Origin of the sequence: Mesorhizobium sp. B2-4-2, assembly GCF_006442845.1 — a bacterium.
GTDB lineage: Bacteria > Pseudomonadota > Alphaproteobacteria > Rhizobiales > Rhizobiaceae > Mesorhizobium.
Genome location: NZ_VFVM01000002.1, coordinates 652,013 through 665,556 on the forward strand (window position 1 = coordinate 652,013; position 13,544 = coordinate 665,556).

The following is a 13,544-nucleotide window of genomic DNA, read 5'->3' on the forward strand; positions in this document are numbered from 1 at the left end:
GAGAGGCTTTCGGCCGCCCGTCGCGGAGTGCATCTCAATGGCTACTGCTGCGAAGAAAATCACCCTGTCGTCCTCGCGCGACATCCCCTTCAATCAGCTCGTCATTTCCCAGGCGAACGTACGGCTGATCAAAGCCGGCGTGTCGATCGAGGACCTGGCGGAGGACATCGCCCGGCGAACCTTGCTACAGAGCATCACCGTCAGGCCTGTGCGCGATGCGGACGGCAACGAGACCGGCATGTTCGAGATTCCCGCTGGCGGGCGCCGCTATCGCGCACTCGAACTTCTTGTCAAGCAGAAGCGACTTGCCAAGAACGCACCTGTGCCGTGCGTCATACGCGAAGGCGGTCTGGCCGAGGAAGATTCGCTCGCTGAGAATATACAGCGCGCGCCGCTTCATCCGCTGGACCAGTTCCGCGCCTTCCTGACCTTTCGTGAGAAGGGCATGTCTGAAGAGGAAATCGCCGCCAACCAATTCGTCTCCGCGTCCGTCGTCAAGCAGCGGCTTCGTCTTGCGTCGGTGTCGCCCAAACTCCTTGATGTCTATGCCGAAGACGGCATGACCCTTGATCAGCTCATGGCGTTCACCGTCAATGGCGACCATGAACGACAAGAGCAGGTCTTCGAGCGTCTCGCTCAGAGCTACAACAAAGAATCACATACCATCCGCCGCATGCTGACCGAGGCAGCGGTTCGCGTTTCCGACAAGCGTGCACAATTCGTCGGCCTCGACGCCTATGCCGAGGCTGGTGGCGTCATTCTGCGTGACCTGTTCCAAGGCGACGACGGCGGTTGGCTGCAGGATGTCAACTTCCTGGAAAGACTGGTTGCGGACAAGCTGCGGGTGCAGTCCGATGCAATTTCGGCTGAGGGCTGGAAGTGGATCGATGTCGCCCCCGATTTTCCCTATGGGCACACTTACGGCCTCCGCCGCCTTCGTGGCGAACAGCCCGCTCTCACCGAGCAGGAGCAAGTCACACGCGACGCACTCGAGGCCGAGTTGAACGGGCTTGAGGAGGCTTACCGCGATTCCGACGAACTACCCGAGGAGGTCGACGAACGGCTCGGCGAGATCGAAACTGCGATCAGTGCGATTGACGAAAGGCCGGAGATCTTCAACCCCGATGAGATCGGGTGCGCGGGCGCCTTTGTCAGCATTGATGCATCAGGTAACCTCAAGGTCGAGCGTGGATATGTTCGCCCCGAAGACGAACGGCCGGTTGAAGCGGGGGTCGATGACGAGACCGCGGCTGATGCCGGCGCGGCGCGAGCGGAGCGCCTGCTCAATGGCTCTACCGCCGGCCCAGAGACCACGATCGAGCAGGACGAAGACAACGGCCTGAAGCCGATACCGGATCGCTTGATGACCGAGCTGACTGCCCATCGAACGCTTGCCTTGCGCCATGCGCTCGGCGAGCAGCCTGATGTCGCATTCCTCGCTGCGCTTCATGCGCTCACGCTCCGGGCTTTCTATCGCTACGGCTCGGATACGTGCCTGGAACTCGATCTGAAAATCATCAGTTTCGGCGCCCAGACACCGAGCTTGAATGACAGCCGCATGGCAGACGCAGTCGATGCTCGTCATCAGTCATGGGTGGCGGTGCTCCCGAAAGAACCTGAGGATCTGTGGGAAGCTTTGCAGACGTTCGAAATCGACAGCCGTCAGGCGCTGTTCGCGCATTGTGTGTCCCTCTCGGTCAACGCGATCTACGAGGCGTATAATCGTCGACCGAGTGCGCTATCCCACGCTGACCGGCTCGCACAGGCCGTTGATCTCGACATGGTGGCGGCCGGATGGGTGCCAACGGTCGACACCTATCTCGGCCGTGTCACCAAGGCGCGTATTCTCGCGTCTGTTCGCGAGGCAAAGGGCACACGAGCCGGCGATCGGATCGAGCATCTGAAGAAGGACGACATGGCGGAGACGGCGCAGCAACTGCTCGCGGATACCGGATGGTTGCCGGAGCCACTGCGCACACCCGGCCGACCAGGCGTTACGGTCGCTGAACCCTCGTCGACCGCGATCGATGGCTCCATCGAACAGCGGGTCGGGGAAACGGCGGAAGGCGGCGGCGAATTGGCTGTCGCGGAAGCAGAGTTGCAGACCGACAATGAAGCAGCCGCAGTCGATACACAGGCGGTCGCGGCCGAATAGCTGAAGGAGCAACACGTAACCCGAGGGCCCGTCGGCAACGACGGGCCCATTTTTCGTTTTGGAGTCCGCAATGCACCATGCCACCGAGCTTGCGCGAAGGCTTGCCGCAAATGCTGAGGCAGTATGCCGTCGCTATCTTTCCAATGGTCAACGCCAGGGCCGGTACTGGCTGGTTGGCGATGTTCGCAATTCGCCTGGGCGGTCAATGTTTGTCCGCCTTGAGGGGCCGGATGCCGGCAAAGGCGCGGCAGGCAAGTGGACCGACGCCGCAACCGGCGAACATGGCGACCTTCTGGACGTCATTCGGGAATCGCTTGGCCTTGTCGATTTCAAGGAGGTCTGCGACGAGGCGCGCAGCTTTCTGTCCATGCCGCGCACGGACGAACTAAAGGGCCGGTGGGAACAAGCCGCTCCCGCTGCCGGCGGTTCCACTGAAGCGGCGCGGCGGCTGGTTTCCATGTCGCAGCCGATATGGGGAACACTTGTGGAGACGTATTTGCGCGCACGCGCGATCACAGCCTTGCATGAGACCGGGAGCCTGCGGTTTCATCCCCGCTGCTACTACCGTCCAGACCACGGCCCGACTGAAGCATGGCCGGCAATGATCGCGACGGTCACCGACCTCAAAGGCCAGCTTACCGGGGTGCACCGCACCTGGCTCGATCCGGGCGGCTTTAGCGAAGCCCATCTCGGCCGCGCTCCGCTCGAGACACCGAGACGGGCCATGGGCGAACTGCTCGGGCACGCCGTCCGCTTCGGCGGCAGCTGCGATGTCATGGCCGCCGGCGAAGGCATCGAGACCATGCTGTCGCAACGCACTGTCCTGCCCGCCATGCCGGCACTCGCAGCCTTGTCGGCGGCACATCTGTCGGCAATCCTGTTTCCTGACACATTGCGGCGCCTTTACATCGTCCGCGACAATGATCCGGCAGGCGACGCAGCAGTGGCAACCCTCATTGAACGCACCAGCGCGGCCGGTATCGAGGCTATGGTTCTGACGCCGAAACTTGGTGACTTCAACGAGGATCTGCGTCTGCTCGGCGCCGATGCGCTGAGGGGCATCCTGCGGGTTCAGATCGCGCCACAGGATGTCGAGCGCTTCATGAAGCTGGCGGCCTGACCTGGAAGGGAAGGAGGGGGGCGTGCCAGCGATGCGTGGCTCGGGTCGCAGGTGAACCTTCGCTGGGGTGAGGGCCGGCCCACGGCCTTCCAGAGGGCGATCGGGCGCCGGCCGGTCCGGACAGGCAATGGCTGCGCCCGGCTATTTTCCGGCGGCCCTGCCACCCCGTACGGCGAGGCGCGCGGGACCCCGTCTTCGGGCCTTTCCATCGCGAACCAAAATAGCCGGGCGCAGCCATCCTTCACTTTCGTTTCGGCCCTGCGCTCGCGCTTAGGGTGCAAGTCCGGATCGTCCGTCGCCTTCGTCGCCATGAAGGCCGCGATGGGCGCGGCCGGTACCACGAAGGCAAGCCGTCATGAGCACCGAGCACGATACCGACTTCGAGCCGCAACCCGCATCATCTCCCATCGACCATGTCCTTCAGGAGCTTCAGCTCTATGGCTACCGTCCCTTCGACGACGAACCCGATCCGCGCCCGCTTCCCGAAGGCCGGGTGGTCGCGGCCAGCATCGCCGACATCTTCGACGCTCTCCTGGTGGCGATGGCCGACACACGCCTGGAACCCGATCTCGAAGAGTTGCTATGGGGTACGGTCAACCTGTTCCATCGCGCGACCAAGCGGATCGAACGCGAGCTCGATGAAAACGAGGTTGGCCAGCAGCGGCTGCAGCGCGAACAGGATGGATCCGAGGTCAAGTCGGTCGAACTCGAGCGCCTCATCGCCCAAGGTCAGACGCTGCTCGAACGCCGCAACGCCTTCGAATTGATGCGCGACCAGGCCGGCGAGCATTACGAGCGTCACACACACTCGATCTGGCGCCCGCGTTCGGGCTCTGTCGTCAACCATCGCAACCTGACCGCGGCAATGATTGACAGCCGGGACTTCATTGCCGCGAGGAAGCATGCAGACAGCCAGCTGCTGTTGCCACCCGGACCGAAAGTCGCCTTCACCGGCGGTCTCGACTTCGACGATCACCGGCTGATCTGGGCAAAACTCGATCAGGTCCATGGCAAACATCCGGACATGGTCCTGCTACACGGCGGATCACCAAAAGGTGCCGAGTTGATCGCGGCCAAATGGGCTCACAGCCGCAACGTGCCGCAGATTGCCTTCAAGCCGGACTGGACCAGGCATGCCAAGGCCGCGCCCTTCAAGCGCAACGACGCCATGCTCGACACTTTGCCGATTGGCGTCATTCATTTCCCCGGCTCCGGCATTCAGGACAATCTCGCCGACAAGGCCCGCAGGCTCGGCATTCCGGTCATGAAGTTCGGCGCGACGTGAAGGGCCACCAGTCCACCCGCCTCAAGTCATTCGCGCCGATTTCCGTCGTTCTCAGCGCGTTGATTGGACGATCGCTCCTGACGATTTGGCGTCAATGAATGCGAAGTGGCGAAACACGAGGTTCATCCCGTCCTGGAATGGAGAACAGGGAAACCTATCCCCGCGTTGGTCGGCGCAATTCCTTGGTCCGGTCCGAGGGCCTGATGCCATCAACCCAAAAAGGGTCGGACTACGCAAAGCGTGCCGCCGTTTCGCCCTTGCCTTCACGGTGATCGCGGCCCTCGGCCGGACACATCGGGCGCCTGTCACGCGGGGATCGCTCCCCGCTTCAAGAACAGGAGCCGGAAAAATGTCCCTCGTAGAAGCCAACGCCTTCGCCTTCAGCCTCGCCACCAGCCTGATGGTCAGCATCGTCATCTTCCGCGCCGGCGACGGAACGCTCACAGTCGTGCGGGCAGACGAATATGAAGGAGAGGTCTCCCAGATCGTGCGCGAGATCGATCCACACGAGCGATGATCCGGACAAGTTGCGGCCGGTGGTCCTTGGGTTCGGCCCCAGGGCCGCGCTACAGCTCGAACCGCATCTGCCGTTGATCGGGCGGCAACACATCGCCTAGCGACGAAAGCGTGACGCCCAACAGGCGGATTCCCTTGTGCACTGGAAACACCGATTCAAGGAGGTCGGCTGCGAGATGTTCGAAATCGGAAAGTTCGATCGGCATCGCCACCGTGCGGCTGCGCGTGATCTGCTGGAAGTCGGCGAACTTGACCTTCAGCGTGACGGTCCTTCCCCGGATGCCTTTCCCTTCACAGTATCCCCACACTTTGGCAACCAGCGGCTTGATTTCAGCCAGCGATGCATCGAGGTCGAAGATGTCGGCTGCGAACGTGTCTTCGGCCCCGATTGATTTGCGCGGCCGATCTGGTTCGACCGCTCTTTCGTCGATGGCGCGCGAAATCTGATAGTACCAGAGCCCCGACTTTCCAAAATGCTGCTGCAGGAATGCAAGCGACTTGCTCTTGAGATCGGCGCCGGTCTCGATTCCGAGCGCCTCCATCTTCGCGGCTGTCGCAGGACCGACACCGTGAAATTTTTGATCGGCAAAGCCTCCACGAAGGCAGGCCCATGGCGTGGCGTGATGACGAACTGGCCGTTCGGCTTGTTCTGGTCGGAGGCCATCTTTGCGAGAAATTTGTTGTATGAGATTCCCGCGGAAGCGGTGAGACCGGTCACCCTCAGGATCTCTGCCCTGATCATCTCGGCGATGGTCGTGGCCGACGAAATGTTGAGCCGGTTCTGGGTCACATCGAGATAGGCCTCGTCCAGCGAGAGCGGTTCGATGAGATCGGTATGTTCGGCGAACACGTCGCGGATCTGACCCGAGACCCCGCGGTAGACGTCGAAGCGGGGCGGCACGAAGATCAATTCGGGGCATTTGCGTTTTGCCGTCACCGAAGGCATGGCGGAGTGAACGCCGTGGGCGCGGGCCTCGTAGCTTGCAGCCGCCACCACCCCGCGGGCGGCCGCTCCGCCGACTGCAAGCGGTTTGCCGCGGAGTTCTGGGTTGTCGCGCTGTTCGACCGACGCGTAGAATGCATCCATGTCGACATGGATGATCTTGCGCCGGTCAGCGCCGCGTTCAGAGACCATTTGCCTGCAATGTCATTCCGCCAGGATATAAGCTTCGTGCTGCCGGATACTACAATCTTCAGTTCCGGAGATCGATGGATCGGGCCGTTGCAGGCAGGAACATTGTCGGTCGGGCACGTCGGTTAGCTGGGATTGTTGCTCCATTCCAATAGCAAACGCGGAAACGCGCACCTGTTGGAATAGAGCCGCACCAGGCCAGCCAATTGGATCACAGCATGGCTTCCCTCGCCGTCGCGCGTGGTCGGCCGATTCTCTTCGATGGGCGCTTGCGCTTTGCCAGATAGGAAAGCAGAGCCGGCAGGCGCATCGCGTTGAGGACTCGCTTCGCAGGGACGCCGCCCTTTCGCGCCATCTCAACGCCCCAGTGCATGTAGTCGAGCTCGCGAATTGAATGAGCATCCGGATTGATACTAAAGATGCAGCCGTAGTCGAGCGCCTCCTGATGCCCGCGCCAGTCGAGATCGAGACGCCATGGATGTGCGTTGACTTCGACGGCGACGCCAAATTTGGCGCAGGCTCGCAGAACTTTGGCGATGTCGAGATCATAGCCTGGGCGCCGCAACAGCTGGCGGCCTGTCATATGGCCGATGATCGTCGTTCGGGGATTGCCGATCGCCTCGATGAGCCGATCGGTCTGCTCCTTCTTGGGCAGTCTGAAGCGGCTGTGCACGCTGGCGACCACGAAGTCGAACTGCTCCAGGACATCATCCGGATAGTCGAGCGAGCCGTCCGCCAGAATGTCAGCCTCAATGCCTTTCACGATGCGGAATTTCTCACCATACCGCCGGTTCAACCGGTCGGCCTCGCGATGCTGTTCGGTTATTTCCTGCAGCGAAAGGCCACCCGCATAGTGAGCGGACTGCGAATGATCAGCGACACCAAAATAGTCGAACCCGCGCTTGCGCGTGGCTTCGGCCATCGCTTCGAGCGTCTCGGTGCCGTCGGACGCTGTCGTATGGGAGTGCAGGATGCCCCGCAGGTCCTGGTCGCGAACAAGTGCGGGCAGCTCGTGGATGGCCGCCCGTCTGATCTCATCCCTGCCTTCGCGCAGTTCGGGCTCGATGAACTGCAGGCCCAAGGTGTCGTAGATTTCGTCTTCTGTCGCTGAGGCGACCAGCTTTCGGCCGCGATAGAGACCGTCATCCTTCAGCACAAATCCCTTGTCGGTCGCGACCGCCTTCAGCTGCTTGAGGTGATCTGCCGAACCGGTCGCGTCGAGGAGTCTGGCGCCAAAATGTTTCTTGTCGGTGATGACAACCCGCAGGGTCGCATCACCGACCTCGGCCGGCTCCTTGCCTTGCGCTACCAGCGCGAAGGCGGAAACGAGCTCGCACCCGCGCCGGAATTCACCGGCGATCTCGACGCGGGAGAACTCCGGATGTTCTTGCTGCAACGATGCCATTGCATGCTCAAGGAGAGCAGCGGCCTTATGGAGATGAAGCTGTGTCTGACCGCTTCGCGCGATAGCCAGGTTCTCCAGGATCTTCGTCTGAAGCGCGGCGCCAAGCCCCTTGACCGGCCTGATGCGATCTTCCTTCGCCGCGGTTTCGAGCTCCGCCAGCGAACTCACGCCGAGCGCCTCATGAAGCTTCAATATCTTGTCGGGCCGAAGACCAGGAACGGCAAACAGTTCCATCACGCCTGCCGGCACCTCTTCCCGCAATTTATCGAGGCTTGGGTGCGTGCCGGTCTGATGGAGCTTCGTGACGATGTCCGCGATGGCGTCCCCGATCCCCGGGATACTGGTGAGCGCGCCGGCGGCGATGATGCGATCAAGCGGTTGGGAGAGTGCCGTCAGGCTGTCAGCGGCACGTAGATACGCCTTTGTGCGATAGGGATTACCGCCACGCAGGGATGTCCTATGCGCGTATTCCCTCAGTAGATTGGCGATGGTCCTCGTGTCGGTGTTTGCCATTGCTTCAGGCAAACGAGGCCGGTCTTGGCAAGTTCCAAAGAATCCTTGGCCCCGATGGCGCGGCGTTGGCAAAACGGGCGTGGGTTCTCCGCGGCCCGCGGGGCGCTACAGATGTGGCAGGGATTGGTCAGCGCGCCCCCAGCCCGCCAGAGCCTTGGAAGCCGCTCGTTTCTTCAATTCCGGAGCGTCGCCGATATGGAAATGCGAGGGTGCATCGATGGTCTTCATCTCCGCCCAGGTGATCGGCGCCGCCACGGGAGCACCCGGCCGGGTTCTCGCGCTGTACGGCATGATCGCGGTCGCCCCGCGCTGGTTGCGCAGATAGTCGACGAAGATGCGACCCTTGCGGCGGGCCTTCGACAACACCGCCGTGAAATGGGCGGGATCGCTCTGGGCGACCGCCTGAGCCAGGCGAGACGCGAAATCCTTTACCTCCGGCCATTCTGCCTGGGGGGTCAGCGGAGCGATCACATGCACCCCCTTGCCGCCCGTCAGCATCGGGAAAGTCGTCAGTCCCAGCGATTTGAGGATGTCGCGGAATTGAAAGGCAGCGGCGCGCACGGCTTCAAAATCCAAGCCCTCATCCGGGTCCAGATCGAACACCAACCGGTCGGCTTTTTCGACGTCCTCGATGCGGGCTCCCCATCCATGCAGCTCAATCGTTCCCATCTGGACGCAGGTCATCAGGCCGTCGGCGTCGTCCAGATAAAGGTACGGCTCCTCGTGTCCGTCCTTCTCGGTGATCCCGACGTGGTGGACCTTGTCGCCAAAGCTGCCGGCGTCGTGTTTTTGGAAAAAGCACTTCTTCGCGCGGCCCTGCGGGCAGCGGACCAGACTGATCGGCCTGTTGCCGACCCACGGAAGCATGATCTCGGCGAGCTCGGCGTAATGATCGGCTAGCTGTCCCTTGGTGATGTTGGATTCCGGGTAGATGACGCGGCCGCGATTGCTGATCGCGATCGTGCTGGTTGCCGGCGACGTCAGGGTTGCCGTGCGGTGTTCCGTCTCGAGCACGACGGCCCCCGGCCTCTTGTCCTCGCGCAGGCCAAGATAGCTTGGATGACGCAGCGTTCCTTCATTGGTCATTTCGGTGAACGCGATCTCGGCGACAAGCTTGGGACGCAGCCAGTGGGCGCCGCGAACCTCCGCGCGCGGCGCATCGACCGTGGCGGCTTTCTGCTCGAGCGACGCCATGGTCTTCATCAGCCGGGCCATCTCGGCGGTATCGAAACCGGTTCCGACCTTGCCGGCATAGCGCAGCTTTCCGCCATCTTGGACGCCGAGAATCAGGGATCGAAACGGGCGATCCTTGTCCGACGGCGTCCAGCCGACGAGCACGAATTCCTGACGTTTGATGCACTTGATCTTCAGCCAGCTGCCGTCTCGGGCTCCGACATAGTCCGAATCCGCGAGCTTGGAGATTACCCCTTCCAGGCCGGCGTCGCAGAAGCGGTTCAGCAATTCTTCTCCACGCCCCTGGATATGATCGGAGTAGCGAAAGATAGGGTTTCCGGCCGGCAGAATTGCCTCCAGTTTCTCCTTCCGCTCCAGGAGCGGAAGCCTCGAAAGGTCTTCGCCGTCGAGTTCGACCAGATCGAATGCGAAATAGTCAATGCTCGCCGGAGCACCCTTCAATGCGTTCTGAAGCGCCTGGAAACTGGATCGTCCCTCGGCGTCGGTTACGACGGCCTCTCCATCGATGAGCGCGGAGCGGACGTTGAGCTTGCGTGCCTCGGACAGGATCGAGGGAAAGCGGTCGGACCAGTCCAGACCGGAGCGCGTATAGGCGCGCGCCTCTCCGCCACCCACCGCGACGAGAATGCGGTAGCCGTCGTATTTCATCTCGTGAATCCAGCGATCGCCAGGGGGAACCGTGTCCACCAGTTTTGCGAGCTGGACAGGCCGGAAGGCAGGTGGCGCGAGTTTGGCCGCGCCCCGCGACGCTGGCTTCCTAGGGGGAGTTAAAGATCCTCCAATTGTGAGGCGACGCGACGCTGACTTGCTCACTGAATTGACTCTCGCCAAGACGAATGTCCGAAGCGCCATTCGCGGCGCGCGGCCTATTTCTTCAGGTTCTGCGCGGCGGCATTGAGCTTGTCTCGATCGTTGCCGACCCGCTTGATGAGCGCCTCGGCCTGATCTTTGCCAATGCCGTGCTTGCGGGCGAAGTAATTGACCTCGTAGCCTTCACCGCCGGAGACTTGCCGCCGGTCGGCGGCGCCTCGCTTCGATTTGTTGTCGGCCATTGTCGACTCCTTGTTTCCATAGCTGCGACGTCACGACGTTCGACCTCTAACGTTTTGGGTCGTCTTGCGATCCTGAGCCGGCAAGAAATTCAGCGGCGCGCCGGAGAACCAGCGTCCTCACTTCATGTTGTCGATGTGCAGATCCGGAATGTAGAGGTCGCGGCGGCCCAACTTGGTTAGCTCGCGCGGATCGGGCGCCGAGCCACCATTGCGGGCCAGGTGGCGGTCGCCTCATGCCGACGTGATAAGGGCTTGCTACAGCCTCTGCAAAGCGACATCGAAAGACATCTTGGAGACCCGGTGCTTGGTCTCTAATCGCATGTACCGCCATTTCCTTCCTCTACCAGTTCGCGGACTGCACCAACGACCTCTCGAACGGGCTGATCTGGCCGAAGGACGCTGAAGCCTCGACCGCCTATGCCGCAATGGCGCGGCGCGCGTTTCTTCCCCTGGGCGAAGCCCTTCCTCGCGGAACCAAGAAACGCGCGCCTGCGCCATCCTCCGCTTTGCTGCGGTCGCAAGCGATGCGGCGGCGGTCGCCTTCGGCCCAACGATCGCCATCGAGGTCGCATGGTGCGGGCTCGGAAACGAAGAACGGAGATTGAAAATGGCTACCATCGGCACTTTCAAGAAGACCAATGCGAACGAGTTCACCGGCGAGATCGTCACCCTCAGCGTCCACGCCAAGGGCGTGCGCATCGTCCCCGACACAAGGGCCAGCGGCGAGAACGCTCCAAGCCACCGCGTGGTGGTCGGCAAGGCCGAAATCGGCGCCGCCTGGTCCAAGCGCTCCACCGAGGGCCGCGACTATCTCGGCCTCAAGCTCGACGATCCGAGCTTCACCGCTCCGATCTACGCCAACCTCTTCGCCGACGAGGAAGGCGAGGGCCACAGCCTCATCTGGTCGCGCCCCAACCGCCGCAACGGCGAGTGAACTGGCCAACGCCTCGCCCGGCAAATCGCGCCGGGCGAGAGTTGTCTAGGTCTGATCAGACCTTCGCGCAAATCGCAGGCCGGCACCACCGCCGTTCTCCGCAAGGAATTCTATACCCGCGGCCTCAAACGCACGGCGGATCGCCGCAAGATTGTTTCGATGGGGAATACGAATACTCCTTTCGAAGTCTACTATCGTAGTCCTCGAAACAGCAGCTGCCTCGGCCAGGTCGCCCTGGCTCCATCCAAGCATAGCTCTTGCAGCACGACACTGCTGAACAGAAATCGCTTCGCTCTCAAAATCGTTCTTTTTGGTTGACATAGGTCAAAAAAGCCGCTTTTAGTATGCAACCCTACGGAAGTCATTGATGAGGTCTGGCGTAATAGCTCGCTCGGCCCCACCTGCACGACGTCGTCGATAGCTCAGAATCTTTGCTGATTCTGACAATAGACACGACTTGTCCTTTCGTCACGAGTGAGAAAGGGTGCTACGAAAGTGAGTGGGAACCAGCCGTCTTCACAAATCTCATCAATCGTCGACAACCAGCTGACGGAGGACCCGGTCGTGGCTCTATCCCTTGCTTGGATCGATGCTCACGTTGAGATGCTGGCCTCCTGTGTCCGGCAGCAGCAGGCGGAGGAGGGGCCCTTAGAACGTGGCGCGAATTTGCATGCCGGCGAAATCATTGGATACGGCGAGGGGACCAGCGTCGCCCGCTATCTCGATGCCCGGACGGTGGAGCAGGATGATTCCGAGAGGGCCGACGCCTTGCTGGCCGATATTGCGGCGACGCCTGCACAATCGTTGGTGGGTGTCGTGGCTAAACTCGCCGTCATCCTTCGGGAGGCAAGTGACAACACAGACCTCTGCGAATTTCCGCTGCCGCACATCCGCTCTGCCTTGGCCGATCTGCAACGGCTCACGCATGAAGCGATAAGCGACCAGCCTGCCGGCTGGCCCGCCGGCAATCAGTCGATCTGCGTGTTGTTCGAGCAGCCTGCATCATCTTTCGCCGCCTGGCGCGCCTTCAGCGCGTGGAGCCAGGGTGATGATGATGCTTGTCGTGCCTGGACGGACACATTCAAGACACTGCAAGGCGCGAGCCAGTAGGCACCGCAAGTCTCGGCCTGACTGCTCTGCGCCGAGATCGCTCCTTGCTCAATCGTCAATGACGGAATCCAAGGATTTCGCTCAACGCTGCATCCCCCTATCAAATCCTTGAGAAGGGAAGGATGCGGATGAAGCCAGATACATCGCAGTGGCGTGACCCACAGGCATATGCGTTCGTCAAAGGGGCCGCCGCCGATGCGATTGCCTGGGAGTTCCTGCGGCGCAATCCCAAATATCAGCAGGACTTCGCGTCCTCTCGCTCGGCCAAGGCGATGCACGCATTGCGCAAGCGCTGGGGTTTGCAGTTTCGCCGCCAGGCCTGACCAAACTGCATTCGAGCAGCCCGTCTATTGGGCGCCTCAGATCGACCCTGGGGTCGTGAACCTAGTCGAGGTTCCGCCGAATCTGCGAGCGCGGGAGGGCAGCGCCCTCGACGTTCCGCTGACCGCTGGCCAGCGTGACGAAGTGGGCCATCACGTGCGCTCCGCGCCGGACGGCACGCAACTGGCGCTTCTCGAAGACGCGCAGCTAGGCGAACCGCTGGCTGCCATCATTCCACTCGACGACATGGCGTACGACAGGCTCCAGGCGATCAAACGGTTCATCCGCTCGACCCACAGGCAACACCTTCCCGATGCCCGCTTGACCGCGGCCCAGCGCCGGCGCATTGGCCACATGCTGCGATGCCTCGATGGTCGGGAGGAGCAGGCATCCCATCTTGAAGTCGCGACCGCCTTATTCGGCCGGCGGCTGGTCAGTGCCGCCGACTGGCACGACTCAGCTTTTCGCTATCAGACACATCGCCTCGTGCACGACGGCCTGAAGATGGTCGAGCGCGGCTACCGCCAATTGCTGCGCGCGCGGCGGCGTCATCTCTGACAAGTGCCGGTCGAGTTGTCCGCCTACTTGCGCTGTTGGCGAGCCGACTTCTACTCTCAATCCTGAAAAGGATGGCGGCTTTGCGCCGCATTCCGGTCGTTCGAAGTGCGCCGGGGATTTCTCGAGCGGACATGAGACCTGAGAGTCGGCTTGAAAAGCGAGCTGGCCGCTGGGTACGTCTTGGCTGAACGAAGTCGCGTCAGAATGTGGTAGTGGGGCGGCGGATGGCGGCCAAACCATGGTCTTCCC

General features: G+C 61.8%; 12 protein-coding genes and 1 pseudogene. 8 read left to right on the plus strand and 5 right to left on the minus strand.

Features of this window, described 5'->3' with window-relative positions; all coding sequences use genetic code 11:
- Positions 1 to 37: 37 nt before the first annotated feature.
- The 4 genes from FJ942_RS06915 to FJ942_RS28450 all read left to right on the plus strand — a co-directional run bounded on the left by FJ942_RS06915 (position 38) and on the right by FJ942_RS28450 (position 5,077).
- Positions 38 to 2,155 carry a ParB/RepB/Spo0J family partition protein gene (locus tag FJ942_RS06915; RefSeq protein ID WP_140897390.1) on the plus strand — a complete coding sequence of 706 codons (2,118 nt, stop codon included), beginning with the start codon at positions 38 to 40 and terminating at the stop codon, positions 2,153 to 2,155.
- Positions 2,156 to 2,225: 70 nt separating this feature from the next.
- Positions 2,226 to 3,275 (plus strand): toprim domain-containing protein, encoded by a 1,050-nt coding sequence (locus FJ942_RS06920; protein ID WP_140671278.1) that lies wholly within the window; start codon positions 2,226 to 2,228, stop codon positions 3,273 to 3,275.
- Positions 3,276 to 3,630: 355 nt separating this feature from the next.
- Positions 3,631 to 4,560, plus strand: a complete 930-nt coding sequence (locus tag FJ942_RS06925) for a DUF2493 domain-containing protein (RefSeq protein WP_140671280.1) — start codon at positions 3,631 to 3,633, stop codon at positions 4,558 to 4,560.
- 349 nt (positions 4,561 to 4,909) lie between these two features.
- The gene (locus FJ942_RS28450; protein WP_019863578.1) at positions 4,910 to 5,077 is read left to right on the plus strand and encodes a hypothetical protein; all 168 of its coding nucleotides are present in this window, start codon (positions 4,910 to 4,912) and stop codon (positions 5,075 to 5,077) included.
- 49 nt (positions 5,078 to 5,126) lie between these two features.
- Here FJ942_RS28450 and dinB read toward each other — a convergent pair.
- The 4 genes and pseudogenes from dinB to FJ942_RS06945 all read right to left on the minus strand — a co-directional run bounded on the left by dinB (position 5,127) and on the right by FJ942_RS06945 (position 10,372).
- Positions 5,127 to 6,211, minus strand: a pseudogene (dinB, locus tag FJ942_RS06930) (DNA polymerase IV).
- Positions 6,212 to 6,419: 208 nt separating this feature from the next.
- A complete protein-coding gene (locus FJ942_RS06935; RefSeq protein WP_140897391.1) occupies positions 6,420 to 8,126 on the minus strand; it encodes a DNA polymerase/3'-5' exonuclease PolX in 1,707 nt (568 codons plus the stop codon).
- A 105-nt stretch (positions 8,127 to 8,231) separates the two neighbouring features.
- Positions 8,232 to 10,172: a DNA ligase D gene (ligD, locus tag FJ942_RS06940; protein ID WP_140671282.1), complete on the minus strand. Its 1,941-nt coding sequence runs from the start codon at positions 10,170 to 10,172 to the stop codon at positions 8,232 to 8,234.
- 14 nt (positions 10,173 to 10,186) lie between these two features.
- Positions 10,187 to 10,372 carry a DUF3606 domain-containing protein gene (locus tag FJ942_RS06945; protein WP_140671283.1) on the minus strand — a complete coding sequence of 62 codons (186 nt, stop codon included), beginning with the start codon at positions 10,370 to 10,372 and terminating at the stop codon, positions 10,187 to 10,189.
- A 607-nt stretch (positions 10,373 to 10,979) separates the two neighbouring features.
- Here FJ942_RS06945 and FJ942_RS06950 point away from each other — a divergent pair.
- On the plus strand, positions 10,980 to 11,306 hold the full coding sequence (locus tag FJ942_RS06950; RefSeq protein WP_140671285.1) for a DUF736 domain-containing protein: 327 nt from the start codon (positions 10,980 to 10,982) through the stop codon (positions 11,304 to 11,306).
- A gap of 45 nt (positions 11,307 to 11,351) precedes the next feature.
- On the opposite strand, the gene FJ942_RS06955 is transcribed toward FJ942_RS06950, so the two are convergent.
- Positions 11,352 to 11,627 carry a helix-turn-helix domain-containing protein gene (locus FJ942_RS06955; protein ID WP_224619678.1) on the minus strand — a complete coding sequence of 92 codons (276 nt, stop codon included), beginning with the start codon at positions 11,625 to 11,627 and terminating at the stop codon, positions 11,352 to 11,354.
- A 174-nt stretch (positions 11,628 to 11,801) separates the two neighbouring features.
- On the opposite strand from FJ942_RS06955, the gene FJ942_RS06960 reads away from it, so the two are divergent.
- The 3 genes from FJ942_RS06960 (at position 11,802) to FJ942_RS06970 (ending at position 13,295) form a co-directional block, all read left to right on the plus strand.
- Positions 11,802 to 12,416 (plus strand): hypothetical protein, encoded by a 615-nt coding sequence (locus FJ942_RS06960; protein ID WP_224619680.1) that lies wholly within the window; start codon positions 11,802 to 11,804, stop codon positions 12,414 to 12,416.
- Positions 12,417 to 12,538: 122 nt separating this feature from the next.
- Positions 12,539 to 12,739 carry a DUF6499 domain-containing protein gene (locus tag FJ942_RS06965; protein ID WP_224671764.1) on the plus strand — a complete coding sequence of 67 codons (201 nt, stop codon included), beginning with the start codon at positions 12,539 to 12,541 and terminating at the stop codon, positions 12,737 to 12,739.
- A gap of 55 nt (positions 12,740 to 12,794) precedes the next feature.
- Positions 12,795 to 13,295, plus strand: coding sequence for a DUF2285 domain-containing protein (locus FJ942_RS06970; protein WP_140671287.1), 501 nt, complete (start codon positions 12,795 to 12,797; stop codon positions 13,293 to 13,295).
- The last annotated feature ends 249 nt before the right edge of the window (positions 13,296 to 13,544 follow it).